Raw genomic sequence first — 26613 nt, forward strand, 5'->3', positions numbered from 1 at the left:
GCCATGTCTCAGAACTCCTTCGCGGCGTCGACGCGCCAGATGGAAAAGGGCAATTCGTGGGGGTCGAGGCGCAGGCGCTGGTGCTTGCCGGTCCAGGCGAAGCGGTGGCCGCGCATGAGGTCCTCCACGGGGAGCGAGCCGTGGTCGGGGATGCCGAAGGACCAGAGGGGGATCTCCACGTCCGCCTCTTGGACGGCATGGGGATCGAGGCTGACCGCGACGAGGAGGACGTTCTCGCGGCCGGGGGTGGATTTCTCGAACCAGAGGACCTGGTCGTTCCAGGCGGTGAGGAAGGTCAGCCCGAGGTGGCTGTGGAGGGCCGGGTTGTCACGGCGGATCCGGTTCAGCCGGGTGATCTCGGCGATGATGTTGCCTGGGCGCGACCAGTCCCAGGCGCGGATCTCGTACTTCTCGCTGTCGAGGTACTCTTCCTTGCCCGGATAGGGGCGGCCCTCGCAGATCTCGAAGCCGTTGTACATGCCCCAGAGGCCGGACAGCGTGGTGGCCAAGGCGGCGCGGATGAGGTGCGCCGAGCGCTCGGACGCCTGCAGGACGGCCGGGTTGATGTCGGGCGTGTTGACGAAGAAGTGGGGGCGGAAGAACTCCTTCGGCGCTTCGGAGGTGAGCTCGGTCAGGTACTCGGTGAGCTCGGCCTTGGTGTTGCGCCACGTGAAGTAGGTGTAGCTCTGGGAGAAGCCGATCTTGGCGAGGCGGTACATCACCTTGGGGCGGGTGAAGGCCTCGGCCAGGAACACGGCGTCGGGATGCCGGCCGCGGACTTCCGCGATCAGCCACTCCCAGAACGGGAACGGCTTGGTGTGCGGGTTGTCGACGCGGAAGAGGCGGACGCCCTCGTTGACCCAGAAGAGCACGACGTCGCGGAGCGCGATCCAGAGCGCGGGAACGGCGCCGGGGGCATAGAAGTCGACGTTGACGATGTCCTCGTACTTCTTGGGCGGGTTCTCGGCATAGCGGATCGAGCCGTCCGGTCGCCAGGCGAACCAGTCCGGGTGCTCCTTCAGCCAGGGGTGGTCCGGCGAGCACTGGATGGCGAAGTCGAGGGCGATCTCCAGGCCGTGCTCGGCGGCGGCGGCGACCAGGCGGCGGAAATCCTCCAGCGTGCCGAGCTCGGGGTGGACGGCGTCGTGGCCGCCGGCCTCCGAGCCGATGGCGTAGGGGCTGCCGGGATCGTCGGGGCCGGGCGTCAGGGTGTTGTTGCGGCCCTTGCGGTTGGTGCGGCCGATCGGGTGGATCGGCGGGAAGTAGAGGACGTCGAAGCCCATGTCGCGGACGCGGGGGAGCTGGGCGATGACGTCGTCGAAGGTGCCGTGCCGGGCGGGGTCGCCGCTCTGGGAGCGCGGGAAGAGTTCGTACCAGGACGCAAAGCCGGCGCCGGTGCGCTCCGCGTCGAGCGGGATCCACGGCTCGTGCCGGAGGCGGAACGGGCGGTGGTCAACGGCCGCCATCACCTCCGCGGTTTCCGGGGCGAGCAGCAGGTCGACGCGGACGGCGTCGCTACCATCGTTGAGACGGTCCAGGATGGCCCTCAGGCGGGCACCGTGCTCGCCGTCGGCCGTGCGCTCGGCGGCGGCCGCGACGAGGCGGCGGCCTTCCTCCAGCTCCAGGCCGATCTTCAGCCCCGCGGCGTGCTTCTTGGAGAGCTCGTTCAGGTATGTGGCGAACTCGTCGCGCCAGGTTTCGACCGTGAAGTACCACCGGCCGAGCCGTTCCAGCGGCATGTCGGCGGTCCAGCGGTCGTTGCCGAGGGGCTGCATCCGCACCTCGTGGATCGTCTGGCGATCGGCTGCCCGGTAGAGAAGGCTCGCCGCGATCCTGTCGTGGCCGTCGGCGATCAGGTCGCAGGTGACGGTGACCGAGCTGCCGACGGTGCGCTTGACGGGGAAGCGGCCGCCGTCGACCGACGGGTTGATCGCCTCGATGGCGAGGCGGGGGGCGGCGGTGGCGCTGTCGACGTCGGGGACCAGGGCGCCAGGCATGCGGATGGGCTCGAGGGCGTTGCCCTCCAGGACCCGGACGTCGCCGGGACCGAGTCGGATGCGGCTGTCGATGCCGACCTCGAGCGTACCGGCGATATCGAGGAAGCGCTGGAAGCGGCCGCCGGTGTCGGTGAGGAGGTGGTCGGCGTCGATCTCGGCGGCGCGCCGCAGGTCCGGGTTCACCAGCACGAGGCGGGCGCGTTCGGCCTGGCGGATGTCGGCGGTGTTGGTGCGCAGGACGGCTGTAAGCGGGGCGCTGGCGCCGGTCAGCGTACGCATCTCCGCGCGGTCGAAATCGTCGGCGCGCTCGGCGACGAAGGCTGCTGCGGCGGCGATCTCCTCGGAGAGGTCGAAGGGCGCTTCCGCGCGGATCCGCGACCAGTCTCGCGGGGAGCCGGCGAGCGGGGACATCGGATCCCGGGCGGCGTATTCGAAACCCATCGGGATCAGGAGGCCGTCGGAGAGCGAGGCGGCGAGCCAGAGGGCGCGGCCCATCGCGCGGCGGGTGTCCTCGTCGTTGTCGACCTCGCGGGCCAGCCGTCGGCCGAAGGGCGCTTCGGGGAAGCCGATCGCGGGTGCGATGCGGCGGTGGACATCGTTCTCGTCGACAATCCAGCCGGAGCGGGCGTCCCACCACCGTACGGAGGAGAAGACGGCGTCGAAGCCTGCGCCGGAAAGGGCTGCACGCGCCTCAAACGGCAGGCCGGGGGTGACCGCCAGGAATACCGTGTCCGGCCGGGATGCGCGCACGGCTGCGATCAGTCCATGCCAGGCATCGGCCGGGAGGCGTTCAGGGCCGAGGCAGCGGAAGCCGGCGACGCCCAGACCGGCGAGGCGGGCGAGCCGCGCGGCGAGGTGATCGAGCCAGGGCTGGCGGTCGACGGGGAGGTCCGCGGCGCCGCGCTCGGCGGGGTCGACCCGCGGGTCGAGGCCGTCGAAGCGGGCGTCGGCACGAAATCCGAAGCGGTCGGCGAGCGGTCCGCCAGCGGCGACCCGGTCGGCGACGAGATCGAGGACGAGTGCCAGGCCGTGGCGGGCGGCCTTCTCCACAAGACCGGCGATGCCTTCATCGGCCGAACCGTTCTCCCCCAGGGACGGGTTCAAGCGCTCGTCGTCGGCGGCGAGGAGGACGTTGCCCGTCTCTCCCGGCGCGAACAGCGGGGCCGTCGCCACGGCAGAGAAGCCCATGGCGGCCGCCTGCTGGAGATGGGGATCCCAGTCGGAAAGCGGGCCAGCAAGAAGGGGGTGGATGTAATAGAGCGCAGGAAGCCGTTGCCGGTGGATCATGGTCTGCCGTCCGTGGGCGGGTTGTCGGTCGGCGGGCGCTCGTAGCTCGTCCGGCCGCCGCGTCACGGGGGTCAGAACCTGTCCTCATGCATATTGTTCCGCGGGAAGCTCACCCGCTTGACGCACGTCAAGGCGCGGATCACGTCCGAGAGTAAGCGTAGGCTTCACATTTCGGAGGGCGCATGCATGATCGGCTCCAAGCGACTGATGGCGGAGATCGAGGCTTTGCGCGCCGACCTCAAGGCGCGTTCGACGGCTGCCGCCGAAGCGATGTCTCCGGAGACCGGAGGATCGGAGGCGGAAGTCGCCTCCGTCATCGCGGACATCCGCAAGGCGCTGGGTGAGGCCGCCGAGGGTGCCGAAGACCTCGTCGCGGACCATCCCGCGGCGGCGGTGGGGTCGGCGTTCCTGCTCGGTTTCCTGATCGGGCGCAGCACGAGGGGGTTCTGATGAGAAGCGAGGACATCGCCCGCCAGCTCCGCGTGCTGTGGCGCGCCGACCGGATCATCGCGGACATCCACATCCGGGTGGCGCTGGTGCGCGCCGGCCTTGCAACGCTTGCCCTGTCCATCCTGATGTTCGGGCTGGTGATGCTCGGGATCGCCGCCTACCTCGTCCTGTCGGCGTGGGTCGGCCCGACGCTGGCGGCGGCCTTGACAGGACTTGCCGCGGTCGTCATCGCCCTCGTGGTGTTCTGGGTGTCAACCGGCATCCAGCCGGGACGGGACCTCGTCCTGGCGCAGGAGCTCCACGCAACGGCCGCCGAAGCGCTCGCGGCCGAGGCGAAGGGTCTGGAAGCGGACGCACGCGGCCTGCTCAAGGCGGTGCGCAACCCGCTCGACGGCGCACTGCCGGGGCTGATCGTGCCGCTCGGCGGCATCATCCTGAAGGCATTGAAAAGCCGGGGCGAGAAGAAGGCCGGCTGATCCGCTCCGCAGACCGTCGGGGCGCCGCCTCGTGCGGCGGCCGAGCCGCATCCGCCGCCATCCGCGTCAACGACGGGTGCATCCTTCGCCTTGTTGCGCGTTGGCGGCATTCCCCTTGCATGTCATCCTGGTGCGGCAAAGGCGACCGCACATCGGCGACGCCGTAAAACCGTCGTCATTGACGCTTGTCCTCGGGGGGCAGGGAAACCAATTCAAGTTCGGGACCGTTCCATAGCCAAGTGCTCGACCACGCTCACCAGCCGGTATCAGGAGCCACCATGACACAGGCAGACGTCTTCTCGGATTTCGCGCGCCTCTATCGTGATCGCCGGGCCTCGGAGATGACCCTGCTGGAGTATCTGGACCTCTGCAAAGAGGACCCGGGGGCCTATGCGAGCGCGGCGGAACGCATCCTTTCGGCGATCGGCGAGCCGGAGATGGTGGACACGTCGCGGGACTCGCGGCTCGGCCGCATCTTCATGAACCGGACGATCCGGCTCTACCCCGCCTTTGCCGAATTCTACGGCATGGAGGAGACGATCGAGCGGATCGTCAGCTTCTTCCGCCATGCCGCGCAGGGGCTCGAAGAGCGCAAGCAGATCCTCTACCTGCTCGGCCCCGTCGGCGGCGGCAAGTCGTCACTTGCCGAGCGGCTGAAGGCGCTGATGGAGGTCAACCCGATCTACGTGCTGAAGGCCGGGAACGATGTGAGCCCGGTGTTCGAGAGCCCGCTCGGGCTGTTCGATCCGGAGCGTGTCGGGTCCATGCTGGAGGACCGCTACGGCATTCCCCGCCGCCGGCTGACCGGGCTGATGAGCCCGTGGGCGCTGAAGCGGCTGGACGAGTTCGAGGGCGACATCACGAAGTTCACCGTGGTGAAGATGATGCCGTCGCGCCTCCGGCAGGTGGGCATCGCCAAGACCGAGCCGGGCGACGAGAACAACCAGGACATCTCCTCGCTGGTCGGCAAGGTGGACATCCGCAAACTGGAGACGCTCTCCCAGTCGGATCCAGACGCCTACAGCTACTCCGGCGGCCTCAATCGCGCCAACCAGGGCATGCTCGAGTTCGTGGAGATGTTCAAGGCGCCGATCAAGATGCTGCATCCGCTGCTGACGGCGACGCAGGAGGGCAACTACATCGGGACGGAGAACATCGGGGCGATCCCCTTCTCCGGCATCGTGATGGCGCACTCCAACGAGGCGGAGTGGCAATCCTTCAAGCAGAACCGCAACAACGAAGCCTTCATCGACCGGATCTACGTGATCAAGGTGCCCTACTGCCTGCGCGTCACGGAGGAGCAGCGGATCTACGAGAAGCTGATCCGCGGCTCGGAGCTGGCGGCGGCGCCGTGCGCACCGTCGACGCTGGAGATGCTGGCGCGGTTCTCGGTGCTGTCGCGCCTGAAGGCGCACGAGAACTCCAACGTGTTCTCCAAGATGCGCGTCTACGACGGCGAGAGCCTGCGGGAGGTGGACCCGCGGGCCCGCAGCCTGATGGAGTACAAGGACGCGGCCGGCGTCGACGAGGGCATGGACGGGATCTCCACCCGCTTCGCCTTCAAGGTGCTCGCGGCGACCTTCAACCACGACACGGTGGAGGTGGCGGCCGACCCGGTGCACCTGATGTACGTGCTGGAGCAGGCGCTCCGCCGCGAGCAGCTGCCGCCGGAGACGGAGAAGCTGTACCTGGAGTTCATCAAGGCCGAGCTCGCGCCGCGCTACGCGGAGTTCATCGGCAACGAGATCCAGAAGGCCTACCTGGAGAGCTACAACGACTACGGCCAGAACCTGTTCGATCGCTACATCGACTATGCAGACGCGTGGATCGAGGACCAGGATTTCAAGGATCCGGACACCGGGCAGTTGCTCGACCGTGAGCTCCTGAACCAGGAGCTGACCAAGATCGAGAAGCCGGCCGGGATCGCCAACCCGAAGGACTTCCGCAACGAGGTGGTGAAGTTTGCGCTGCGCTGGCGGGCGACCAACGGCGGCAAGAACCCGTCGTGGAACTCCTATGAGAAGATCCGCGAGGTCATCGAGCGGCGGATGTTCAGCCAGGTGGAGGAACTGCTGCCGGTGATCAGCTTCGGGTCCAAGAAGGACAGCGAGACGGAAAAGAAGCACGACGACTTCGTGCAGCGGATGACCGCGCGCGGCTACACCGAGCGGCAAGTGCGGCGCCTGGTCGAGTGGTACATGCGGGTGAAGCAGGCTGGCTAGACTGACCCGCTTCCGACGGGTCCGGCATCCGGCCGGGCCCTGTTCGGGGCGGTTCGGCGCCGGCGAACGGAAAGACCGATGCACATCATCGATCGCAGGTTGAATCCCGGGGGGAAGAGCTTCGCGAACCGGCAGCGTTTCCTGAGGCGGGCCAAGGATCTGGTCCAGCGCGCGGTGCGAGAGAGCGCCAAGGACCGCGGCGTGGAGGACATCGAGCAGTCCGGCGAGGTGTCCATCCCGGTCGATGGCATCCGGGAGCCCAGCTTCAGGCGGGCGGCCGGAGGCAAGCGCGACCTCGTGCTGCCGGGCAACAAGGACTACGTGGAGGGCGACCTGATCGAGCGCTCGCCGGGCGGCAAGGGCCGCGGCGGCGGCAGCGGCGCCGGATCGGGCGACGGCGGCGAAGACCAGTTCCGCTTCGTGCTGACGCGCGAGGAGTTCCTCAACATCTTCCTGGACGACCTGGAACTGCCCGATCTCGCCAAGCAGCGGATGGCAGAGGTGGAGACGCACGGGCTGCGGCGCGCCGGCTACACGACAACGGGCTCCCCGGCCAATCTGGCGCTGCAGCGGACGCTGCAGATCTCGCTGGCGCGGCGGATCGCTCTCGGCCGGCCGAAGTCGGCGGAGGTGGAGGCGCTGCAGCGGGCGATCGCCGAAGCTTCGGTGGAAGCGGAGGGCGAAGAACCGGGCGTGCGGGCGGCGCTATCGCTGGAGTTGGAGACGTTGGAGCGGCGGCGGGCGCGGATCCCCTACATCGATCCGCTCGACCTGCGCTACCGGCGCTACGAGCCCTATCCCAAGCCGGTCGTCCAGGCGGTGATGTTCTGCCTGATGGACGTGTCGGGCTCGATGACAGAGGGCATGAAGGACATCGCCAAGCGCTTCTTCATGCTGCTGCACGTGTTCCTGACGCGTCGCTACAAGCACGTCGACGTTGTGTTCATCCGCCACACGGACCGGGCCGAGGAGGTGGACGAGGACACGTTCTTCCATTCCACCGAGACCGGCGGGACGCTGGTGTCGTCGGCGCTGGCCGAGATGAAGCGGGTGGTGGCGGAACGCTACGATCCGTCGGCCTGGAACATCTATGCCGCCCAGGCTTCGGACGGCGACAACAGCGCCAGCGACAGCGACAGGACCGGGCAGTTGCTCTCGCGCGAGATCCTGCCGCTCTGCCAGTATTTCGCCTACCTGGAGGTGGGCGATCCGATGGGCCATCCGCTGGGGTTCATGCAGCATTCACGCGAGACCAGCCTTTGGCACACCTATGCGGCGCTGGCTGCCGCGGGCGCGAAGTTCGAGATGCGGCGGGTGTCGCGGCGGGAGGACATCTATCCGGTGTTCCGGCAGCTGTTCCAGAAGCGCGGCGCGGCGCAGGGGGCGAGCCCATGACGACGATCGCGGGGGCGGACGACCTGCTGTTCCAAGGCAACGACTGGGATTTCTCGACGATCCAGCGGATCCACGACACGGTGGCCGACATCGCCGAGAAGGACCTGAAGCTCTCCACCTACCCCAACCAGATCGAGATCATCACGGCGGAGCAGATGCTCGACGCCTACGCCTCGATCGGGATGCCGCTGTTCTACAAGCACTGGTCGTTCGGCAAGCGCTTCGCCCAGCACGAGAGCGTCTATCGCAAGGGGCTGATGGGGCTCGCCTATGAGATCGTCATCAACTCCAATCCGTGCATCAGCTACATCATGGAGGAGAACTCCGCCACGATGCAGACGCTGGTGATCGCCCACGCGGCGTTCGGGCACAATCACTTCTTCAAGAACAACTACCAGTTCCGGCAATGGACGGACCCGGACGGGATCCTGGACTACCTGTCGTTCGCCAAGGCCTATATCGCGTCCTGCGAGGAGCGCTACGGGCATGCGGCCGTGGAACGGCTGCTGGATGCGGCGCACGCGCTGATGAACCAGGGCGTGCACCGCTATCCCGGCAAGAAGTCGCTCGACCTTATGAACGAGGAGCGGCGGGAGCGGGAGCGGGATGCCGAGCGGGAGCGGATGTACAACGACCTCTGGCGCACGGTGCCGCGGGGCCCGGCGAGCAAGCGGCGCGTGCTCGACGACCGCAGGCGGGCGCTGCTCGGCCTGCCGCAGGAGAACGTGCTCTACTTCCTGGAGAAGACCGCGCCGAAGCTGAAGCCCTGGCAGCGCGAGATCCTCCGGATCGTGCGGCTGATCGCGCAGTACTTCTATCCGCAGCAGCAGACCAAGGTGATGAACGAGGGCTGCGCGACCTGGATCCACTACCAGATCATGACCACGCTGCACGAGCGCGGGCGGATCGACGACGGCAGCTTCCTGGAGTTCCTGACGTCGCACACGAACGTGGTGCGCCAGCCGCTCTATACCGATCCGCACTATTCCGGGATCAACCCCTACGCGCTCGGCTACGACATGATGTGCGACATCGTCCGCATCGCCAATGAACCGACCGAGGAGGACCGGGCCTGGTTCCCGGATCTCGCGGGACGGGGCGATGCGACGGAGGCGCTGAAGGACATCTGGGCGAACTATCGCGACGAGAGCTTCATCGCGCAGTACCTGAGCCCCCGGCTGATCCGGAAGTGGCGGCTGTTCCACATCGAGGACGACCCGGACAAGCCGCACCTTGAGGTGAGCGCGATCCACGACGAACGGGGCTATCGCAACATCCGGCGCATGCTGGCGCGGCAGCACGACATCGGACGGATCACGCCCGACATCCAGGTGGTGGACGTGGATCTCGACGGGAACCGGCGGCTGATGCTGCATCACCGGGTGCTGGACGGCGGCCTGCTGGAACCGGAGGAAGCGGCTCGCGTGCTGCAGCACCTCGCCGACCTCTGGGGCTACGACGTGCTGCTGAAGGAGGTCGACCCTGGAACCTTGACGGTGCTGGAGGAGCACGCCGCTTCGGCTCGGGACGGCGTGATCGTCTAGACGTGCGGGATCCGCTCCGAGTTGCAGGTTTCGCAAATCGCCCCAAACTGAAACAAACGAAACCTAATTGCGCTTGCCGCGACGTCCGACGGAAACAAAAGCGCGCTATTGCTCCAGGCTCGGAGGAGACTGGATATGGATCGCGCAGGATCGAAGCAGGGACGACGAGACGCCCGCCGGAGGAACCGTTTGGCGCGGCTAACAGGCTGGGTGGGGCGGGTGCTGGGCCCCGTCATCGGAAGAGCGTCCGATGCACCGGCGTTCAGGGGACCGCGGTCGGCGTGCGCCGGCAGCAGGGAACGGGCGACGAGCTTCGCCATCCGCCAGCATGACTTCTGAGATGTTCAGACATCGCGCGTCGAGGGGGGCGTGGAGGACGATCCGGCGACGGATTCGTCGCCGTCGTCGATCTTTCTCAATTGGCTTTCTATGACACGGTCCAGGGGGTCGGCGCCGCCTTCGATCGGGCGAAGGTCGGCGCGGATCTGCTCGGCCGCGATCAGCGCCTTGGCGACGACGACGTAGGACTCGTTCTCGAGCCGCCGGCTCTGCTCCTGGAGCTGCCGCAGGATCTCATCGGAAGACTTCGACATGGGCTGTGCAGGCCACCGTCCTGACCACGCGGGAGGATCCCGTCGCGTGTCGTGGCCAAACAACGCTCGCCAGCCTTGCAAGTTCCGTGTCGAGTAAAAGTCGATCGATCTTGCCGATCACCTTTGCCTCGACTTTCCTGTGCTTCTCCGTGCGAACGACCTCGCAGCCCCTCGTCGCGCCTAACCGGTCCAACGATGCGGCGGGCCGGGAACGTGCCGGGATGGTCCGGCTCAACGGCGGCGGACGGCGAGGATCGCGCCGGTGCGACGGCTGATGTCCATGCGGACGATCCGGCCGACGCGATCGACACCGACGACCCGGTAGGTGCGTCCACGCCGGATGACACGCTCGACATCGCGGATGCCATGATCACGGGCGATCCGAGCCGCCTGGCGCGGGCCGATCGGGCCCCGTCGCTCGACGACGTAGCGATCGCGGAACTGGATCTCCACCGCCGCTGCGGATCCGGGCGAGGAGATCACGCCCGGGGCAACGGACCCCGCAGCCGCAGCCTCCGCGACCATTGCCGCCACAAGCCCGGCCGCCAGCATCGAACGCAACACCATGACAACGCTCCCATCTTCGACCACCCACCTGGTGTGGCAGGAGAACGCCCGGACGCGCCGGGGCGTTCCGGGACCCGGCGTCGGTCAGCATGCAGCATGCATTATCAGAGGCATTCGACGCCGACCGTCGGGCAGACCGCCCTGCTGCGTTCGATTGCATCGGGATCATCCTGCAACCGGATTGCCAGCGATGTCGGCCGTGATACAATTGGTTGTTTTCACGTCGGCGAACCCTCTATGCGCTTATATGCGGTGGTCGGAAAACCGGTCCAATGGCTCCTGATTCCCATCGGCTTGAGCTTCGCGGCCTATTTCGTACCGCAGGACTGGTATGGCCGCCGGTGGCTCGGCGCCTCCGACGTGGATCATGGCTATGCGGTTCTGGCGCTGGCGGTGATCTACCTGGTGCTCGCCGGGATCGTGGTGGCGGCCAGCGCGCTGGCAAGCGCCGCGGTTCCGCTGCGGCCGGCGATCCGGCAGATCGATGGATTGACCACCGTCTGGCTCGTCATCGTAACGGCCCTGGCCGCTGTCGGAACCACGGCCGCCGTCGGCAAGGCGATCTCCGAGGTCGGCATATCCGGTGCGTGGGCGTTGATCAGCGGCGGGCTTGCCAATGAACTGAAGCACGCCCTCTACGAGGACTACTCCGCGGGTGTTATGAGCCTGCGCTATCTCGTGGTGCTGGCCGCGCCGGCAAGCATCGCCATCGGCCTGATCACGCGGTGGCGGCGACCGATCATTCTCCTTGCGGCGATAAACGTCGGCCTGATGCTGGTCGTCGCGCTGCTGTCGTCCCGGCTGACGCTGATCGCGTCTGTCGTGGTGCTGATGATGACGATGGCGCGCTATGGAAGCCAAATCCGAGTCCGCCAGGCGGTTGCAGGAGGCGTGGCGCTCGTCGTGGCGCTGATCGTTCTCAGCAACACCCGCAACATCAATTTCTACCAGGAGCAACTGGGCGTCGACAGCCCCGTGCTGGCGGGCCTCGCCGATACGCTCACCTATCTCGCGTCGCCGGCCCACGGCAGCCTCGTCGGCGCCGACTATGTCGCGGGGGGCGACCTGCGGCGATCGGGTATCGATTCCTCGCTCACCACCAATTCGGCGGTGATGCAGAGCGCGGGAATGCGGTGGTGGCTGCTGGTCTACTACGGCGTCATCCTGGGCGTGAACACGCTGTTCTTCTTCAGCGCCTATCGATCCCGCCGCCTGGAAATGATCGTGGGCGGAGCCGCGGCCAGCTATGCCTTCTGGGAGTTCTGGCGGATCAATCTCTTCTACGAAGGCATCCACATGGTGTGGATCCTGTTCGGCATCGTGCTGCCGTTCGCGCTCCACCTCGGGCACGGCTGGCTGCGCGACAGCCTTCAGGGAAAACCCGCCCATGGACTGAAACCGGGGCCGGCACGCGCCGCCATCGCGACGTTCCACCATTTCTTTCCCGACGGGCGATCACCCGCGGCGTCGGCGCGCCGGCGCCGGATGCCGCGCGGGACACGGCCGGGTCCGCCGTTCAGGGGATTGCCGGAATTCCACACCGGAGGATCCACCGACGTTCCGATGGTCGACCTCCCGCGCCGCCGACCGTTCGGCAGCGTGTCGGAGGCGATCATGGCGGACCGGCGCGCCCTGGAAGCAGCCGACCGCCTGCGGCCGCCCCTTCAGGGTTGATGATCCAGAGGGCCATGTGTCGGGCGGCGGGGATGTAGAGCGATGCGGAATTGGATTTCGTTCGGAGGGCAAAGGCTGCGGCCGGCTACCCTCGATCTCGCAATCGCAGGGCTTGGTTTGGAAAAATGTTTCTCCGGCGCCCGTGAGAACGGATCTCTCCTTTCTTCCCGTAATCTATAAAGCCGATAGGGTTCGTCGTCAGAGAGCCGGGGCGCGGGGAGCGTCCGCGTCGCCCCCAGACGGAGGGCCGGCCCGAACGGTGAAGGGAAGGATCAAGATGACACTCCAGTCTTTCAAGCGCCTAGCGCTCGCAGCAGCGCTGGCCTGGCCGCTGGCGGCGGGGCCGGCTTTCGCCGACATCACGCTGACCAACGTCAGCTACGACCCGACCCGCGAGCTCTACAAGGAGTTCAACGAGGTCTTCGCAGCCAAGTGGAAGGCCGATACGGGTGAAACGGTCACCATCCAGACTTCGCACGGCGGGTCGGGCAAGCAGGCCCGCGCCGTGATCGACGGCCTGCCGGCCGACGTGGTGACGCTGGCGCTGGAAAGCGACATCAACGCCATCGCCGAGAAGACCGGGAAGATCCCGGCCGACTGGCGCGGCAAGCTGCCGAACCAGTCGTCGCCCTACACGTCCACAATCGTGTTCCTGGTGCGCAAGGGCAACCCGGAAGGTATCAAGGACTGGGGCGACCTGGTGAAGGACGGCGTCGAGGTCATCACGCCGAACCCGAAGACCTCGGGTGGCGCGCGCTGGAACTACCTGGCCGCCTGGGCCTGGGCGCATGGCCAGTTCGGCGGCGACGAGGCCAAGGTCAAGGACTACATCGCCGAGCTCTTCAAGCACGTCCCGGTGCTCGACACGGGCGCCCGCGGCTCGACCACGACCTTCGCCCAGCGCCAGATCGGCGACGTGCTGCTGACCTGGGAGAACGAGGCCTTCCTCGCGCTCGACGAGTTCGGCGCCGACAGCTTCGAGATCGTGGTGCCGCCGCAGTCCATCCTGGCGGAACCGCCGGTGGCGCTGGTGGAAGGCAACCTGGAGGCCAACGGCACGGCCAAGGTCGCCAAGGCCTACCTGGACTACCTCTACTCCGCGGAAGGCCAGACGCTAGCGGCCAAGCACCACTACCGCCCGTCCAAGCCCGAACTGGTGGCGGACCAGGCGCTGCTGAAGGGCGTCCCCGAGCTGAAGTTGGTGTCGATCGACGATCCGATCTTCGGCGGCTGGAAGAAGGCGCAGCCCTACCACTTCGGCGACGGCGGCGTGTTCGACCAGATCTACAAGCCGGCGAACTGACGCTGCGTCCGGGCGCAGGCTCCAGGCGGAGACGTGCCCGGTCCGCCCATCGACGACGAGACATGGCGGCGGCCGCTGCGATCCTTTCGGGATCGTCGGCGGTCGCCTGCTTTCGGGGAGCCGCCGGATGCCGCGCGGCCCCTTTGCAATCCCCTGCCGGGGTCTTGCCAGAACCGACAGCGCCGGCGAGCATTCTTCGGCAAAGTTTAAGTTCTTACTAAGCTTCTATGCACCTTCACCGGAGACAGCCCTGGGAATTTCGGGCTTCATCAACCTTTAGAACCCAGTTTGGCATCCACCAGACAGTAGTGGAGCCTTGACTTGCCCGACTTCGAACCCGTCAATCTGGAGGCGATCGCACTTGCTCGCGGCGTGAAGGTCACGATGACAGATCTTCGCGGCAAGTATTCCGCCATGATGATCCGGTGGGACGAGAACTCCACCGAGGTTCGGCTGGAGAAGCGGGAAAGCTTGGAATGGCGCCGCTTCGCACTCGCCAAAGCGCTGGTCAAGCTGCCGCGTACCGATCCGAAGGCGCGCGGGTTCGAATTGGAATCCCAGCGCCGGTTGACCGCGTCGGACTTCGGCAGCGATCCCGCCTTGACCGAGGCCATGGAGCTGCTGGTGCCGGAGCAGGGCTTCCGCCGCATCTTCAAGCCGGCCCATCCGGACTTCGCCCGTCTCGCCACGCTCTATTGCGTGCCGCGCCAGGCGGTGGAGGTCTGGTCGGAACATCTCGGCCTCTACCGCGCGGCCAAGAAGGTCGACAAGCCCATCGTGCAGCCGGCACCGGCCCCGGCGCCGCTGCCCCTGTCGCCGGAGGCGTCGGAAACGTCGTCGGGCGTGGACGCCATCCTGCGCAACGCACGGGCGGTCCAGGCCATCAAGCCGAAAGGCACTCCGCCGCCGGCCAAGAACTTCGGGCTGCGGCCGTCCGGGTCGGAGACCTGACCGGGATCCGCGCCGACCGAGCGTCCGGCGCGCCGACCTTTCCTCCATCCGGACGCCGGCCGGCCCGACCGCCCGGTTCGCCGAGCACGTTCGCGGGACCCACACCTTGCCGCTGAAGCTTCTGACCCCGCTCGCCCTCGCCTTCCTGGCTTTCCTGCCGGCACGGGCGCCGTCCCGTCCGGTGGTGGCGGCCGGCCTCGACGACGTCGTGCTGGAGCCGGCGCCGATCGATCCCGACTGGATCCTGGACGGCAATCCGGTGGCGCGCTCCGGCCTTCATTCGCGCGCGGCGGACGATCTGGCGGAGACGCGGGTGTGGGAATGCACGGCTGGCAGCTTTCGCTGGCAGTTCGTCTGGGAAGAGACGGTGCTGATCCTCTCCGGTTCGGTCCATGTCACGGCCGAGGACGGGAGCGAGCGCGTGCTTTCGGCAGGCGACGTCTGCTATTTCGAAGGCGGCACGTCCGCCGTCTGGACGATCCCGGACCACGTCCGCAAGATCGCCTTCTGCCGGCGGAAGATGCCCGGGCCGATCGCGCTGGCCGTCCGCCTGAAGCGGGGCGCCGGCGGCTGAGGCGACCGGCCGCCATGTGGGGCTGAAAGCTCCCGATCCCAAGCTCCTCCACAAGTCGGCCAACGGCGCGGTCCGGGCCGACGGAGGGTGGCCTGTTCCGTTCCGTCTTCCGCTTCCTGCTCGGCGTCTTCAGCGGTGGCCGTCAGCACCGATACGGGCGCATGTCGCGGTGAGGTCCGTTGCTGCGAAGCGGCGAGTCGATCGCTCCTGAAACGCCCCGTCTGCGCCGCGCAGGATGAAGAGGGCGTCGAGGCCGTGTTGTTCGGCGAGGGCCGTGCCCTCGTCCGGACCGAGGACCATCAGTGCCGTCGCCATGGCGTCGGCGACCATGGCGGTCGGTGCGAGGACCGTGACCGAGGCGACGGCGTTCCTCGACGGGCCGCCGGTGCGGGGATCGATCGTGTGGGAGATCCGCCCGTCGCCGGTCTCGCGGACATGGCGGTAGTCACCGGAAGTCGCGATTGCGCAGTCCTCCAGCTCGACGACGCTATGAACGGAACGGCGGTCCGGCTCCGGCCGCTCGACGGCAAGCGACCAGGCGCCGCCGTCCGGCTTGCGGCCCCGAGCGCGCATCTCGCCGTCTATGCCGACGAGGAAGGAGCCGATTCCGGCCTCGTCGAGCACGCCGGCGAGTTCGTCGACCCCGAATCCTTTGGCGATGCCGGAAAGGTCGAGCGACATCGGCGCGAGCTTGCGGACGCGGCGTCCGGCGCCGTCGATCTCCAGCGTGTCGATGCCGAGCGGGCCGCTCGTGCCCGCCAACCCGTCGACCCGTCCGGCGTGGGCGCCGAAACCCCAATCCGCGACGAGGCGACCGACGCCGATGTCGAAGGCGCCGCTGCTCGCCCGCCCGATCCGGAGCGCCGCGGCGAGCACCACTGCAAGATTCGCGGGCACGTCGTGCCAGTAGCCGACCGCGGCGCGGTTCAGCCTCATCAGGTCCGAGTCCGGCTTCCAGGTGGACATCTGGCCGTCGACCGCCCCGACCGCGCCGACGAGCGCTCGACCGATCTCCATCGGATCGAGGCGGCCGTCGTCGAACCAGACGGCCGTCCAGCGGCTGCCCATGGTCGGCCCGCTCAGGCTGACCCGACGGGCCCCGCCGGCCGTGTCAGTAGACGTCCTCGACATAGCGGCCCTCCCGCTTCAGCAACTCGACGGTGAGACCCAGCGGCCGCAGCACCTGCCCGAGAGCGTCGGCGACGCCGGCCGCCATGTCGCGCCCGCCGCAGACCATGACCTGCGCACCCTTCGCGACCAGCGCCCGCACCGTCTCGGCGTCCGCCGCGAGGCGGTCCTGGACGTGGGCGCGATCGGCGACGCGCGAGAAGGCGGTGTGCAGGCCGGACAGGCGCCGCTCGGCGAGCCATCGCTTCAGGTCGCGGTCATAGAGGAAGTCGGAGGCGGGGTTGCGGGCGCCGAACCAGAGGTGCATCGGCCGCAGACCGTCGTTGTGGCGGATGAAGCCGGCGAGCGGGCCGATGCCGGTTCCGGCGCCGACGAGGATCACCGGGGCCACGCCTGGAGCGGGACGGAAGCCGGGGTTGGCGCGGACGAAGGCGTCGATCTCGCCTCCGACGGGCAGGTCCGTCAGGAAGCTGGAGCAGAGCCCGCCCGGATGGCGGCGGACGCAGATCTCCAGCACGCCGTCGCGGGTCGCGGAGGCGAGCGAATAGAAGCGGGCGACCGTGCTGCCCGGCGCCAGCATGCCGACGAGGTCGCCCGCCTCGAAGCGCGGCAGACGAGCGCCGAACAGGCGGGCATGAAGAGACGGACCCGGTTCGGCCGGCGCGAAGCGCAGGACGGCGGTCGGCGCGTCCACCGCGAGGCCGTAGTCCTCGCGCGAAACGAGACGCAGCCGGCAGGTCTTCGGAGGGACGGGGACGTGGGCGAGAGTGAGATCGTGGTTCAGCACGGCGCCGAACTCGGCGCCCCATTGCGCAAAGGCCTGCGCGGACTGGCGGTCGACCCGCCCGAGATCGAGGAGCCGCGTGGCGCCGGATTCGGCCAATGCCGCATCGACCTCCGCCGCGTAGCCGCAATAGTGCGCGAAGCCGCGATCGCCGAAGCCGAGCACGGCGAATGAGGGCGCAGGGGCCACCGGCAGCCGGTCCAGACGGTCCAGGAACCGGCGCGCGGAGGCGGGCGCTTCGCCGTCGCCGTAGGTCGCCGTCAACACGATCAGGCGCTCGGCCTGGCGGTGGACGGCGACGTCGTTCATCGCTCCGGTGTGGACCCGGTAACCGGCGGCGGTGAGCGCAGCATGAAGCGTTCCGGCAAAGCCCCAGGTGGTATTGCCCTCGCTGCCGACCAGGATCACCGTGTCGGCGGACTGGGCGCCGACGTTGCAGGCGATCCGCGGCCGAGCGCGCCGGCGGGCAACCCAGATGGCGAGGCCGGTCCCGGTCAGGACCGGAACCACGGCGGAGCTCGCGCCCAGCACCAGGGCCAGCCACCAGAGCCCTTCTCCGGTGTGGAGGGCGTAGATCCACTGGGTCGCCGTTTGCCAGGCGCCGTTCTCCGCGGAGGTCAACACCGCCCCGGTCGCCGGATCGACGGCCGCCTCGCCCGACGCGGTCGTCAGGGTGAAGACGTCGGTCGGATCGTTGGGATAGGGAAAGGAAAGCTCCCGCAGATCGCGGAGGTCCACCGCCTTCAAGGCCGCGAGGTCGCCAACCGGCAGCGCCGGGCCTGCGGAGGCTTCGGTGGCCGGGGCTTCGGCGGGCGATCCGTCGGGAAGCCACTCGAAGGCCGAGAGGGACATGACGAGACCGGTCAAGGTCGAGAGCACGAGGCCCGCCATGGCCGCGCGGCCGAGTTCGCCATGGATCCGCTGGCTCGCGGTGCCCCGGATGGGGCCGAAGAGACGCCGCCAGCCGCCGAGGCGCTGGGCCAGCATCGCCGTCCCGGAGACGGTGAGGATCAGCATCGCGGCGGAGCCGAAGCCGACCGCGATCCGGCCGGTGTCGTCCAGCAACAGCTTGCGGTGGAGGTTCGTCATCCAGCGGGCGAAGGCCGACGGCTCATAGGGGCCGAGCACGGCACCCGTGCGGGGATCGACGGTCGCCATGCCCGGCCGGTCCGGGTCGAACCAGGTCGCGACCAGCAGGCCGGAGGGTTTGCGCTCGATCCGCTCGACGCCCGGCAGGGCCGCCTGCACCCTTCCCGCGAGATCGGCGATGGATACCTCTCCGCGGGCCGGAACGGCCACCTGGAGACGCTCCAAGGCCGGGTTCACGGAGAGCACCGCGCCCGCCGCCGCCATCACGGCGACGAGGAATGCGGCCAGGAGGCCGGGGATCGAGTGGATCGTGCGGAACATGGGTTCGGTCCGGTTCAGAAGGCGTAAGTGAAGCTCTCGACGTATCCGCGCCCGGCGACGGGCTTGCCGTTGCCCGCCGTGGTGAGCGGCGCCACGACGTCGGAGGGGTTGTCGCGCATGTCCTCGACGGCGGTGTCGATGTGCACCTCGAAGCCGCCGTCGATCAGCGTGTCGGCGAGATCGAGCGTGATCTTGAGCGTCCGGCCCGAACCCACGCTCGCGCCGGTAATGCCGTCGACTTCGGCGAGCGCGCCGCCGGAGGCGCGTTGCCAGTCGGAGAGGTGGCGGTAGTACTTCGCCTTGCCCCCCGCCATCCAGAGCGTGCCCTGGTAGGTGCCGGCCGAATCGACGACGTAGAGGGCGAGGTAGGCACCGTCGCCACCGTAGTTCTTCAGGACCGTCTCGAAGGTGACCTCGCGTGCGTCGACCAGAGTGGGCGCAACGAGGGCCGTGGCCGCGGCGAGCGCGGGCGTGAGGATCTTCATCGGATGTTCCTTGCGTTGAGGATCAGGTCGGCGCTCACTGCACCTGGACCTTGGGGCGGACCTTGCCCTTGAAGAGGCCGTTGTCGGGGAGGGGCGCGTCCGGATCCGCAGGTCGGTTCCGCGGCACGGCCGGTCCCCCGTGATGGTCGTCGTCGTCATCGTCATCGTCGTCGGCGTGACTGCCGCGTCTGCCGTCGCTTCCGCGATCGTCGTCGTCGCGGCCGAACTCGGTCGCCAATACCTGCAGGGTCGCCGGATCGACGATCGCCTCGAAGCGGCGGCCATTCTCGTCCGTGCAGAGGATCTCGTAGCAGCCGTCGTCCGTCTTGATCCGCTGGACGGTCCAGCCACGGGCCTCCGCCATCTTCACAACGGCGCTCCGCGGCTGCCACTCGCCGACCCGCGCCTCGCATTCGTCGTCGTCGGCCAGGGCGACGCCCACGCCCGTCAGGGCGAAGGTGGCGGCCAGGATCAGAATCTTCGTCTTCATCGCATGCACTCCCAAGCCGTCTCGGCTGGCAGCACCGTGGTCGTCGAAGCTGACAGTCAGCTGAAGCCCGTACAGATTTCGCTTCAGCTTCCTGTCAGCTTCGGGGTGCAGACAAGATCTCGAAGGAGATGTCCGTGCGCGTGCTCTTGATCGAAGACGACGTTGGCCTGGGCTCGGCTGTCCGCGATCAGGTGGCGGACGGCGGTCATTCCGTCGACTGGGTGACCCGGCTCGACGCGGCCCGCGACCATGTGCGCGCCGCGCCCTACGAACTCATCCTGCTCGACCTGATGCTGCCGGACGGCCGCGGCCTCGATTTCCTGAAGGCGCTCCGGGCGGGGGGCGACGTCACGCCCGTCGTCATCCTGACCGCCTTGGACCAGATCTCCGACCGCATCGGTGGCCTGAACGCGGGTGCCGACGACTATCTCGTGAAGCCTTTCGACCTCGACGAACTGACCGCCCGGCTCGCCGCCGTCTCCCGGCGCTATCACGGCAACCCGAACCCGCTCGTCACCGTCGGCACGCTCTCCGTGGATCTCGCCGCCAAGGCGGTTCGCCGGTCGGGCTCGCCGGTTCCGCTCACGGCCCGGGAGTGGGCGCTGTTCGAAGCCTTCGTCCAGCGCCCCGGCATGATCCTGTCCAAGCCGCAGCTCGAGGAACGGCTCTACGCCTTCGATCAGGAGGTCGACAGCAACACCATCGAGGTCCACGTCAGCCGGCTGCGCAAGAAGCTGGGGGCCGCGGCGATCGAAACCGTCCGCGGGCTCGGATACAAGCTGGGGGCGGCATGATCGCGCTCCGCAGCCTGCAGGCGCGGCTGGCGTTCGCGCTTTCCGTGGGCCTCGCCCTGGTCTGGGCGACGGCGGCCGGCACGGCCTACACCGTGATGCGCCACGAGATGGACGAGGTGTTCGACAGCGCGATCCAGGAGACCGCCCAGCGGATCCTGCCGCTCGCCGTGATGGAGATCATCGACCGCGACCCCGACGATCTCCAGCGTGTCGCCTCCGTCCGTCCGCATGACGAACTGCTGACCTACGTTGTCCGAGACGAGACGGGCACCGTCATCCTCGCCTCGCACGACGCCGATCCGGCGATCTTCCCAGCCGAAGCGCCGCCCGGCTTCTCCATGACACCGGCGCACCGGATCTATGCCGAGCCGGCGCTCCAGGGTTCGCTGACGATCCTGCTGGCTGAGCCCTGGAGCGTTCGGCGCGAGGCGGCGCACGAAGCCGCCGAAGCCCTGGCGATGCCGCTCGCTCTGCTGATCCCTTTCTCCTTCGGCGGTGTGTGGCTGCTGGTGCGGACCGGGATGCGTCCGATCCGCCGGCTCTGCGGCGACATCGAGGCGCGCGGGACGGGCGACCTGACGCCGCTCCCCGCCCGGTCGATGCCAAGCGAGATTGAGCCGATCGCGGCGGCGGTCAACCATCTGATGGAGCGGCTGCGGCGGACGCTGGAAGCCGAGCGAAGCTTCACGGCCAACAGCGCACACGAATTGCGGACGCCGATCGCCGGTGCGCTCGCGCAGACCCAGCGCCTTCTCGCCGAAACTGAGGACGAGCGGGTCACCGCACGCGCCCGGCAGATCGAGACGACGTTGAAGACGCTCGCCCGGCTCGCCGAGAAGCTGATGCAGCTCGCCAAGGCCGAAGGCGGACGCCTCCTCGCCGAGACGCCCGTCGACGCGGTGCCGATCGTCCGGCTGGTCTGCGAGGACCTCGTCCGGGCAGCCGCCCCCGACCGACGTCCGACCTGGGAACCGCCTGCGGGGCCGGTCGTCACGCGGATGGATCCGGACGCCTTGTCGATCCTGGTCCGAAATCTTGTTGAGAACGCCCTGAAGCATGGTGCCGTGGGCGACCCCGTGACGATCCGGCTCGATCCGGACGGCCGGCTGACGGTGACGAACGGCGGCCCCGTGGTGCCGCCGGACCGGCTTGTGCGACTCGTGCGGCCCTTCGAACGGGGTTCGACCACAGCCGACGGCACCGGCCTTGGCCTCGCCATCGTCGATGCCATCGCACGCGGCGCCGGAACACGCCTCGTTCTTCATTCCCCCGCGCCGGGACGAACGGTCGGCTTTGCCGCCGAAGTCCGTCTCAGGCTCGCCTAACCCGTCCGCCGCGTTTCCGGCGGGCTTCATCGGAGAAGCCGACCATGCAGACCGCAACCAGAACCGGGTACTCGCTTACCCAGATCGTGCTCCACTGGGCGATCGCCGCCCTTGTCCTCTTCCAGCTCGTCTTCGGGGAGAGCATGGCCGAGGCGGTCGAGGCCGCCGAGGAGGGCGAGGCGCTGTCCGCCGTCGACCAGACGATGGCGAGCGCCCACTACTGGGTCGGCATCGCGATCCTCGCGTTGGTCGCAGTCCGCCTCCTGGTCCGGATCCGCACCGGCGCTCCCGATGCCATCGGCGAGGGTCTTTCGACCAAGATCGCCGCCGGCCTGCACCATCTCTTCTACCTGCTCCTCGTCCTCGTTCCGGTGACCGGGCTGATGGGCTTCTATCTCGGCGACCCATGGGGCGAGATCCACGAGGTCTCCAAGCCCGTGTTCATCGTGCTGATCGCGATCCACGCCGGCGCTGCCCTGTTCCACGCCGTCGTGCTGCGCGACGAGACATTGAAGCGCATGCTCCGCCCGGGGCGCGGATGACGGCAGGCTTCGACTCCCCGGCACTGGCGGCGCGGCGGTCGCCATGGCTCGCCTCCAGGCGTGTCCATGTCTCCTGCCTTGTCCACGGAGTCGCCGCGGCCCTTGGGCGGGTTACATCGGCATCGGATCGTTGAGGCGGAAAACCCAGGAGGCCACCTTTTCACGGGTGAGCCTCCTCTGGGCGCGCCGGGCGCGCGACGCGTTCCGCTGCGGATGGCTTCGTGCACCGGAGGGCGGGCAGAGGCTCGGCATCAAGCGGGCCGACGGGGCCTCTGGCTCGTCTCCTACGCGCACTGCGATCCGGGATATGTGGACCTCGAGCAGAGGACCCTGCAGCCACTCGACAACCCGTTCAGCAGGAGGTTGTCACCCCGGTGATCGGAACAAGCCGTCACCCGTGTCCGGCATGGACAACGCGGAACATGGCGGAGAAGGAGTCCGCCATACTGGCGTTTGTGAATGATCGCCGACGTTTGATTAGCGAGCAGAAAACCGCCCAACCGTGCGCTCGCTTAGTTGCCACTGTGTTAGGTTGTTTGCTATAAATAGGCAACGCAAGTGGGGTCGAGAGTGGGGCCGATATGGCGCGGGCGGCAAAGAGACTGAGTGCACGGACGGTCGCGACGGCTGGTGACGGCAAGCACGCTGACGGAGACGGCTTGTACCTCGTCGTCACAGACGAACGCCGCCGTTGGCTTCTCTATTTCACTTGGAACGGTAAGCGTCGCGAGATGGGGCTCGGCTCGGCTCGTGACGTGCCACTTGCCCGCGCCCGTGAGTTGGCCGATGCGGCTCGCAAGCTGGTCCGTGAAGGTGTCGACCCGATCAAGGCACGAGATGAGAAGCCGGCCGACATTCCTACGTTCGGTAAGGCCGCTGATGACTACATCGAAGCGATGAAGCCGCAGTTCCGGAACGCCAAGCACATCGCGCAATGGACGATGACGCTTACCGAGTACGCCAAGCCGATCCGTGACAAGCTGGTCTCGGAAGTGACGACCGAGGACGTGTTGTCGGTGCTCAAACCGATCTGGTCAACGAAACCGGAGACCGCGTCCCGCGTCCGTGGTCGCATCGAACGCGTACTGAATGCAGCCAAGGCGCAAGGGCACCGCAACGGAGAGAACCCGGCCGCATGGCGTGGGCATCTGGCGAACCTACTGCCGAAGCGACACAAGCTCACGCGTGGACATCACGCGGCCATGCCGTACCAGGACGTGCCCGCCTTCATCGCCCGTCTACGTGAGCGCGACGGCGTCGCGGCGTTGGCACTGGAATTCGTTATCATCTGCGCTTCCAGGTCTGGCGAAGTCCGTGGGGCAACATGGCGGGAATTCGACCTCGACGCCAAGGTGTGGACCGTCCCGGCCGGGCGGATGAAGGCAGGCCGCGAACATCGTGTGCCGCTCTCAGCCCGTGCTGTGACGATCCTGAAGGAGATGGCGAAGCTCGGTGATGACCCCGCCGGCTACGTCTTTCCTGGCAGCCGTCGCGGCAAGCCGTTGTCCGTCATGGCGCTGGACATGGTGTTGCGGCGGATGGGTTCCGACGTGACCGTGCATGGCTTCCGTTCGTCATTTCGCGATTGGTGTGGCGAGGTGTCGACCTTCCCGCGCGAGATTGCAGAGGCCGCGCTCGCTCACGTCGTCGGAGACCAGACCGAACGGGCTTACCGCCGTGGTGATGCCCTGGAAAAGCGCCGCGCGCTGATGATCGCGTGGGCTGGATACATTGAGCCGAAAGGCGCCGACAAGGTCGTGCCGATCCGGAAGGCATAACCAGTTCGCAGGGGATAGGCCGGCCAGCCGACAAGCCGAGACGCACCCTCGGTTTCCCCTGCGACCCGACAGGTGCCGCGAAGGTGCTCGCGATGAATGTTGCAGAGGCAGTGGCAAGGCTTGAGGCGATCGAAGACGGCACGCACAAGCCGAAGATCGATGCGATCGTTATGGCGCTTGCCAACGGAAGCGGACGGCATCCGAAACTTAGTCCCCAATGGACGAGCATAGACAGCGCAACACGCTTTGCCAGACGCGCGCTTGAAGTCGCCACCCGATACGCAATCGACGGCGTCGACAGAATATCCGCTTACAAGACTGAACTTGATTACATCGAGACACCGGCCAGGAAAGCCTCGCGTGAACTTGCAGACCTTCTCAATAGATTGAGCCCGCACCATGCCGCCGGCGACAACCCATCTGTTTTGCAGCGTCCGCTTTCGATCATAGCGGCTAAGGCCGATCCGGCTGCGAACCCTGTTGAGACTTGGAACGCAGCCGCCGAAAGGGCTCGGGTACTAATCGAAGCGCAACGGATCTGTGCCGAGATAGTGTCGGTTATGGAGGTGGAAGGGATCCGTGTCTCCACTGGACGGAATAACCCTGGCGAACCAGCAAAGCAGGCGTTCGTTTTACACATGGCCCAAGGATGGCTGAGTCTCACAGGGAAGATGCCGGGGAAAAGCACGGACAAGGAACTCAACCCATTCCTTCGTTACTGTGCCGTTGCTTGGGAAGATGTTGGGCAAACGTCAGATACCAGCTTCGCCTCGCAGTTGCGGTCGATGCTCGCCAACCCGCCTGAAATCCAGCTAATCGAGCCTCCCGGAATGCCAAGCTGGTATTGATGACAGACCCACCCCCTAGCTAGTTGGGGGTCTGTAACTGGTCCAATCAAGCTAAGGCAGGCAATCTCGAACCGTCGCAAACAAGGACCCACACCGGCTTACTGTATAGGCGGTGTGATCCTAAGAGTAGGACGGTCGGAATGACTAAGTCTGAAGCCTTCGCACTGCGGATCAACGATGCCGCAAGCTTCATCGGCGTGAGCCGCTGGAAAATCTACGACCTCGCGAAAGAGAATAAGCTGTCCATCCGCAAAGTGGGTGGTCGCTCGGTGATCTTGCGAGCGGACCTCGAACGGCTCGTGTCGGGGGGGCCTCTTAAATGATGAACCCCCGCCCGCATGTCGCAGGCGAGGGCTCGAATTACGATCTTGGCGGATCTGGTTCGAACCTTATCGCGGCTGCCTCACAATCTCAAGATTTCCCGCTCGCAGCCCGGCACCTGATGGCGCGGTTTTCCATCACGCCCGCTCATGCCGCGCTGATCGCGGAACTTGCCGGCTTGGCAGTCATGATGGGGGTGCGCTCGTGAACATGCACACCTCTTTCGACAGCCGCATGCGGCACAGCGCGTTCCTTGAAGCTTACCAGGGAACGCAGCCGCGCCGGACCGAAGCAAACCGGGAACACGCCCGCATCGATGCTCACCAGTCAGCCGAGCGCGCGATGCAGGGGCTCGATGAATGGATGCACGACACGGCGATGTTCGCCCTGTCTGATGGCCGACGCCGGGGTTTTCCGGACACTATAACGGAGGAAGTCGCACAGCGGGTGCTGTCCGCGATCGGCGCCGCCATTCTGGAGGCGACGCGATGAACGACGTAGCTGCCTTTTGGGCCGACGATCCGGTTGCCCCGCCAAAGGCGTCGCCTCCAACTCCTCGCTTCCGGCTCGAGCCGCTGGCATCGATCGCCGCGCCGGCCTTACCCGCGTGGCACATTCGCGACTTGCTCCCCGCAACCGGGCTTTCCGTGATCTACGGCCCGCCCGGATCGGGCAAGAGCTTCCTGGCACTGCACGCCGTTCTGTGTCTCGCCAGTGGCATGATGTTCGCCGGCAAGAGATCCCGCCCGGCCGGTGTCGTATACATCGCAGCTGAAGCTGGCGAGGGGTTCAAGCGTCGCGTCGTCGCCGCCCGTGACGAACTCGGCATCACTGATGCGCCGTTCGCATTGGTGTCGGCCGCTCCCGACCTCGGTACGGCGGACAAGGACATTGCATCCCTGATCACGGATGTCCGGACGCAGGCGAAGACGCTCGGCTGGTCGCCGGGTGTCGTGGTGATCGATACGCTCGCCCGCACCATTCCAGGGCTGGACGAGAACTCTAGCCGGGAAATGGGCATCTTCGTCGCCAACTGCGACAAGCTTGCCCGCGCCCTCGGGTGCACCGTTATCGCGGTTCATCACAGCGGCAAGAACGTCGACTCCGGCATGCGCGGTTCGTCCGCGCTGCACGGTGCGGCGGACGCGGAATGGTGCATCTCGGTCGACGCTGGCGTGCGGACTGTCCGCCTCGTCAAGTCCAAGGAAGGTGCGGACAACCTGTCCTTCAGCTTCGATCTGAAGACCGTCGAAGTGGGCAGGGATGCCGATGGCGAGCCCGTAACAACGTGCGTGGTCGAGAACGTTACGGATGTTGCGTTCGGAACCGAGGTTGCAACGAAGGCTAGAGCCCGAACTGTCCCGGCTTCTCTGAAGCTGTTCACGTCGGCGCTGACGAATGCCCTCGTTGATCATGGCGAGGATATCCGCCCGTACGCAGACGGGCCGAAGGTCAAGGCGATCCGCCGCGATTTGCTCCGCGATGAGTTCGTCAGCCGTCATCCTGCCGACAATCACACGGCTCGGAAGATGGCGTTCAGTCGTGCGGTATCGCAGGCGGCAAATCGTCATCTAGCGCACTCAGCGGACATAGAGGGGGATACCTGGATATGGCTTGCATGAACCCGACCGTAACAAGTGTAACAGGTGTAACATCTGTGACGGCTGTTACGGGC

The 26613-nt window shown here is 67.2% G+C and carries 25 protein-coding genes and 1 pseudogene; 19 read left to right on the plus strand and 7 right to left on the minus strand.

Translation table 11 applies throughout. The features are described 5' to 3' along the window. Nucleotides 1-8 precede the first annotated feature (8 nt). Nucleotides 9-3284, minus strand: coding sequence for an alpha-1,4-glucan--maltose-1-phosphate maltosyltransferase (locus tag HZ321_RS04160; RefSeq protein ID WP_181700497.1), 3276 nt, complete (start codon nt 3282-3284; stop codon nt 9-11). A gap of 186 nt (nt 3285-3470) precedes the next feature. Here HZ321_RS04160 and HZ321_RS04165 point away from each other — a divergent pair, with 186 nt between their 5' ends. The 5 genes from HZ321_RS04165 to HZ321_RS04185 all read left to right on the plus strand — a co-directional run bounded on the left by HZ321_RS04165 (nt 3471) and on the right by HZ321_RS04185 (nt 9371). Then, a complete protein-coding gene (locus tag HZ321_RS04165; protein WP_181700499.1) occupies nt 3471-3734 on the plus strand; it encodes a hypothetical protein in 264 nt (87 codons plus the stop codon). Beyond that, entirely contained in the window at nt 3734-4210 is a 477-nt protein-coding gene (locus HZ321_RS04170; RefSeq protein ID WP_181700500.1) for a phage holin family protein, read from the plus strand. The genes HZ321_RS04165 and HZ321_RS04170 overlap by 1 nt, the downstream gene beginning before the upstream one ends. Nucleotides 4211-4488: 278 nt before the next feature. After that, nucleotides 4489-6432, plus strand: coding sequence for a PrkA family serine protein kinase (locus HZ321_RS04175; protein WP_181700502.1), 1944 nt, complete (start codon nt 4489-4491; stop codon nt 6430-6432). A gap of 78 nt (nt 6433-6510) precedes the next feature. After that, nucleotides 6511-7827 (plus strand): YeaH/YhbH family protein, encoded by a 1317-nt coding sequence (locus tag HZ321_RS04180; RefSeq protein WP_181700504.1) that lies wholly within the window; start codon nt 6511-6513, stop codon nt 7825-7827. After that, nucleotides 7824-9371 (plus strand): SpoVR family protein, encoded by a 1548-nt coding sequence (locus HZ321_RS04185; protein WP_181700505.1) that lies wholly within the window; start codon nt 7824-7826, stop codon nt 9369-9371. Before HZ321_RS04180 ends, HZ321_RS04185 begins: the two co-directional genes overlap by 4 nt. Nucleotides 9372-9715: 344 nt before the next feature. Here HZ321_RS04185 and HZ321_RS04190 read toward each other — a convergent pair whose 3' ends face one another. Both HZ321_RS04190 and HZ321_RS04195 read right to left on the minus strand, forming a co-directional pair. After that, nucleotides 9716-9964: a hypothetical protein gene (locus HZ321_RS04190; protein WP_181700507.1), complete on the minus strand. Its 249-nt coding sequence runs from the start codon at nt 9962-9964 to the stop codon at nt 9716-9718. Nucleotides 9965-10195: 231 nt separating this feature from the next. Then, nucleotides 10196-10531, minus strand: a complete 336-nt coding sequence (locus HZ321_RS04195) for a hypothetical protein (protein ID WP_181700509.1) — start codon at nt 10529-10531, stop codon at nt 10196-10198. A 237-nt stretch (nt 10532-10768) separates the two neighbouring features. On the opposite strand from HZ321_RS04195, the gene HZ321_RS04200 reads away from it, so the two are divergent. The 4 genes from HZ321_RS04200 (at nt 10769) to HZ321_RS04215 (ending at nt 15033) form a co-directional block, all read left to right on the plus strand. Then, a complete protein-coding gene (locus HZ321_RS04200; protein WP_181700511.1) occupies nt 10769-12205 on the plus strand; it encodes a hypothetical protein in 1437 nt (478 codons plus the stop codon). A gap of 277 nt (nt 12206-12482) precedes the next feature. Continuing rightward, nucleotides 12483-13508: a sulfate ABC transporter substrate-binding protein gene (locus HZ321_RS04205; protein ID WP_181700513.1), complete on the plus strand. Its 1026-nt coding sequence runs from the start codon at nt 12483-12485 to the stop codon at nt 13506-13508. Nucleotides 13509-13829: 321 nt separating this feature from the next. Further along, on the plus strand, nt 13830-14459 hold the full coding sequence (locus HZ321_RS04210; RefSeq protein ID WP_181700515.1) for an ImmA/IrrE family metallo-endopeptidase: 630 nt from the start codon (nt 13830-13832) through the stop codon (nt 14457-14459). Nucleotides 14460-14565: 106 nt separating this feature from the next. Next, nucleotides 14566-15033, plus strand: a complete 468-nt coding sequence (locus tag HZ321_RS04215) for a cupin domain-containing protein (protein WP_181700517.1) — start codon at nt 14566-14568, stop codon at nt 15031-15033. 129 nt (nt 15034-15162) lie between these two features. Here HZ321_RS04215 and HZ321_RS04220 read toward each other — a convergent pair whose 3' ends face one another. From HZ321_RS04220 to HZ321_RS21610, 4 genes are read right to left on the minus strand one after another with little or no spacing between them, the layout of a single operon-like run. Next, a complete protein-coding gene (locus tag HZ321_RS04220) occupies nt 15163-16164 on the minus strand; it encodes an FAD:protein FMN transferase (RefSeq protein ID WP_244635562.1) in 1002 nt (333 codons plus the stop codon). Continuing rightward, nucleotides 16145-18355 (minus strand): PepSY domain-containing protein, encoded by a 2211-nt coding sequence (locus HZ321_RS04225; protein WP_181700519.1) that lies wholly within the window; start codon nt 18353-18355, stop codon nt 16145-16147. The genes HZ321_RS04220 and HZ321_RS04225 overlap by 20 nt, the downstream gene beginning before the upstream one ends. A gap of 14 nt (nt 18356-18369) precedes the next feature. Further along, nucleotides 18370-18840: a DUF2271 domain-containing protein gene (locus HZ321_RS04230; protein ID WP_181700521.1), complete on the minus strand. Its 471-nt coding sequence runs from the start codon at nt 18838-18840 to the stop codon at nt 18370-18372. A 34-nt stretch (nt 18841-18874) separates the two neighbouring features. Further along, the gene (locus HZ321_RS21610; RefSeq protein WP_181700523.1) at nt 18875-19330 is read right to left on the minus strand and encodes a PepSY domain-containing protein; all 456 of its coding nucleotides are present in this window, start codon (nt 19328-19330) and stop codon (nt 18875-18877) included. Nucleotides 19331-19464: 134 nt separating this feature from the next. On the opposite strand from HZ321_RS21610, the gene HZ321_RS04240 reads away from it, so the two are divergent. The 10 genes and pseudogenes from HZ321_RS04240 to HZ321_RS04280 all read left to right on the plus strand — a co-directional run bounded on the left by HZ321_RS04240 (nt 19465) and on the right by HZ321_RS04280 (nt 26560). Next, the gene (locus HZ321_RS04240; protein WP_181700525.1) at nt 19465-20124 is read left to right on the plus strand and encodes a response regulator; all 660 of its coding nucleotides are present in this window, start codon (nt 19465-19467) and stop codon (nt 20122-20124) included. Then, on the plus strand, nt 20121-21449 hold the full coding sequence (locus HZ321_RS04245; protein ID WP_181700527.1) for a sensor histidine kinase: 1329 nt from the start codon (nt 20121-20123) through the stop codon (nt 21447-21449). Before HZ321_RS04240 ends, HZ321_RS04245 begins: the two co-directional genes overlap by 4 nt. A 44-nt stretch (nt 21450-21493) precedes the next feature. Beyond that, complete coding sequence (locus HZ321_RS04250) at nt 21494-21991, plus strand: cytochrome b (protein WP_181700529.1); 498 nt, start codon at nt 21494-21496, stop codon at nt 21989-21991. 235 nt (nt 21992-22226) lie between these two features. Further along, nucleotides 22227-22369: pseudogene (locus HZ321_RS21980) on the plus strand (transposase); the annotation flags it as partial. Nucleotides 22370-22572: 203 nt separating this feature from the next. Continuing rightward, the gene (locus tag HZ321_RS04255) at nt 22573-23769 is read left to right on the plus strand and encodes a tyrosine-type recombinase/integrase (protein ID WP_181700531.1); all 1197 of its coding nucleotides are present in this window, start codon (nt 22573-22575) and stop codon (nt 23767-23769) included. A gap of 92 nt (nt 23770-23861) precedes the next feature. Continuing rightward, complete coding sequence (locus HZ321_RS04260; protein ID WP_181700533.1) at nt 23862-24617, plus strand: hypothetical protein; 756 nt, start codon at nt 23862-23864, stop codon at nt 24615-24617. A gap of 140 nt (nt 24618-24757) precedes the next feature. After that, nucleotides 24758-24940 carry a helix-turn-helix transcriptional regulator gene (locus tag HZ321_RS04265; RefSeq protein WP_181700535.1) on the plus strand — a complete coding sequence of 61 codons (183 nt, stop codon included), beginning with the start codon at nt 24758-24760 and terminating at the stop codon, nt 24938-24940. Then, nucleotides 24937-25146, plus strand: a complete 210-nt coding sequence (locus HZ321_RS04270; RefSeq protein ID WP_181700537.1) for a hypothetical protein — start codon at nt 24937-24939, stop codon at nt 25144-25146. The genes HZ321_RS04265 and HZ321_RS04270 overlap by 4 nt, the downstream gene beginning before the upstream one ends. Further along, nucleotides 25143-25430 carry a hypothetical protein gene (locus HZ321_RS04275; protein WP_181700539.1) on the plus strand — a complete coding sequence of 96 codons (288 nt, stop codon included), beginning with the start codon at nt 25143-25145 and terminating at the stop codon, nt 25428-25430. Before HZ321_RS04270 ends, HZ321_RS04275 begins: the two co-directional genes overlap by 4 nt. Next, nucleotides 25427-26560: an AAA family ATPase gene (locus HZ321_RS04280; protein WP_181700541.1), complete on the plus strand. Its 1134-nt coding sequence runs from the start codon at nt 25427-25429 to the stop codon at nt 26558-26560. Before HZ321_RS04275 ends, HZ321_RS04280 begins: the two co-directional genes overlap by 4 nt. The last annotated feature ends 53 nt before the right edge of the window (nt 26561-26613 follow it).

The sequence above is a fragment of the Chthonobacter albigriseus genome (assembly GCF_013839445.1).
Taxonomy (GTDB): domain Bacteria; phylum Pseudomonadota; class Alphaproteobacteria; order Rhizobiales; family Pleomorphomonadaceae; genus Chthonobacter; species Chthonobacter albigriseus.

Excerpts from the sequence above, each read along its gene's own strand:
- HZ321_RS04160 (WP_181700497.1), bottom strand. The coding sequence starts at position 3,284 with ATGATCCACCGGCAACGGCTTCCTGCGCTCTATTACATCCACCCCCTT.
- HZ321_RS04165 (WP_181700499.1), top strand. The coding sequence starts at position 3,471 with ATGATCGGCTCCAAGCGACTGATGGCGGAGATCGAGGCTTTGCGCGCC.
- HZ321_RS04170 (WP_181700500.1), top strand. The coding sequence starts at position 3,734 with ATGAGAAGCGAGGACATCGCCCGCCAGCTCCGCGTGCTGTGGCGCGCC.
- HZ321_RS04175 (WP_181700502.1), top strand. The coding sequence starts at position 4,489 with ATGACACAGGCAGACGTCTTCTCGGATTTCGCGCGCCTCTATCGTGAT.
- HZ321_RS04180 (WP_181700504.1), top strand. The coding sequence starts at position 6,511 with ATGCACATCATCGATCGCAGGTTGAATCCCGGGGGGAAGAGCTTCGCG.
- HZ321_RS04185 (WP_181700505.1), top strand. The coding sequence starts at position 7,824 with ATGACGACGATCGCGGGGGCGGACGACCTGCTGTTCCAAGGCAACGAC.
- HZ321_RS04190 (WP_181700507.1), bottom strand. The coding sequence starts at position 9,964 with ATGTCGAAGTCTTCCGATGAGATCCTGCGGCAGCTCCAGGAGCAGAGC.
- HZ321_RS04195 (WP_181700509.1), bottom strand. The coding sequence starts at position 10,531 with ATGGTGTTGCGTTCGATGCTGGCGGCCGGGCTTGTGGCGGCAATGGTC.
- HZ321_RS04200 (WP_181700511.1), top strand. The coding sequence starts at position 10,769 with ATGCGCTTATATGCGGTGGTCGGAAAACCGGTCCAATGGCTCCTGATT.
- HZ321_RS04205 (WP_181700513.1), top strand. The coding sequence starts at position 12,483 with ATGACACTCCAGTCTTTCAAGCGCCTAGCGCTCGCAGCAGCGCTGGCC.
- HZ321_RS04220 (WP_244635562.1), bottom strand. The coding sequence starts at position 16,164 with ATGTCGAGGACGTCTACTGACACGGCCGGCGGGGCCCGTCGGGTCAGC.
- HZ321_RS04225 (WP_181700519.1), bottom strand. The coding sequence starts at position 18,355 with ATGTTCCGCACGATCCACTCGATCCCCGGCCTCCTGGCCGCATTCCTC.
- HZ321_RS04230 (WP_181700521.1), bottom strand. The coding sequence starts at position 18,840 with ATGAAGATCCTCACGCCCGCGCTCGCCGCGGCCACGGCCCTCGTTGCG.
- HZ321_RS21610 (WP_181700523.1), bottom strand. The coding sequence starts at position 19,330 with ATGAAGACGAAGATTCTGATCCTGGCCGCCACCTTCGCCCTGACGGGC.
- HZ321_RS04245 (WP_181700527.1), top strand. The coding sequence starts at position 20,121 with ATGATCGCGCTCCGCAGCCTGCAGGCGCGGCTGGCGTTCGCGCTTTCC.
- HZ321_RS04250 (WP_181700529.1), top strand. The coding sequence starts at position 21,494 with ATGCAGACCGCAACCAGAACCGGGTACTCGCTTACCCAGATCGTGCTC.
- HZ321_RS04255 (WP_181700531.1), top strand. The coding sequence starts at position 22,573 with ATGGCGCGGGCGGCAAAGAGACTGAGTGCACGGACGGTCGCGACGGCT.
- HZ321_RS04260 (WP_181700533.1), top strand. The coding sequence starts at position 23,862 with ATGAATGTTGCAGAGGCAGTGGCAAGGCTTGAGGCGATCGAAGACGGC.
- HZ321_RS04265 (WP_181700535.1), top strand. The coding sequence starts at position 24,758 with ATGACTAAGTCTGAAGCCTTCGCACTGCGGATCAACGATGCCGCAAGC.
- HZ321_RS04270 (WP_181700537.1), top strand. The coding sequence starts at position 24,937 with ATGATGAACCCCCGCCCGCATGTCGCAGGCGAGGGCTCGAATTACGAT.
- HZ321_RS04280 (WP_181700541.1), top strand. The coding sequence starts at position 25,427 with ATGAACGACGTAGCTGCCTTTTGGGCCGACGATCCGGTTGCCCCGCCA.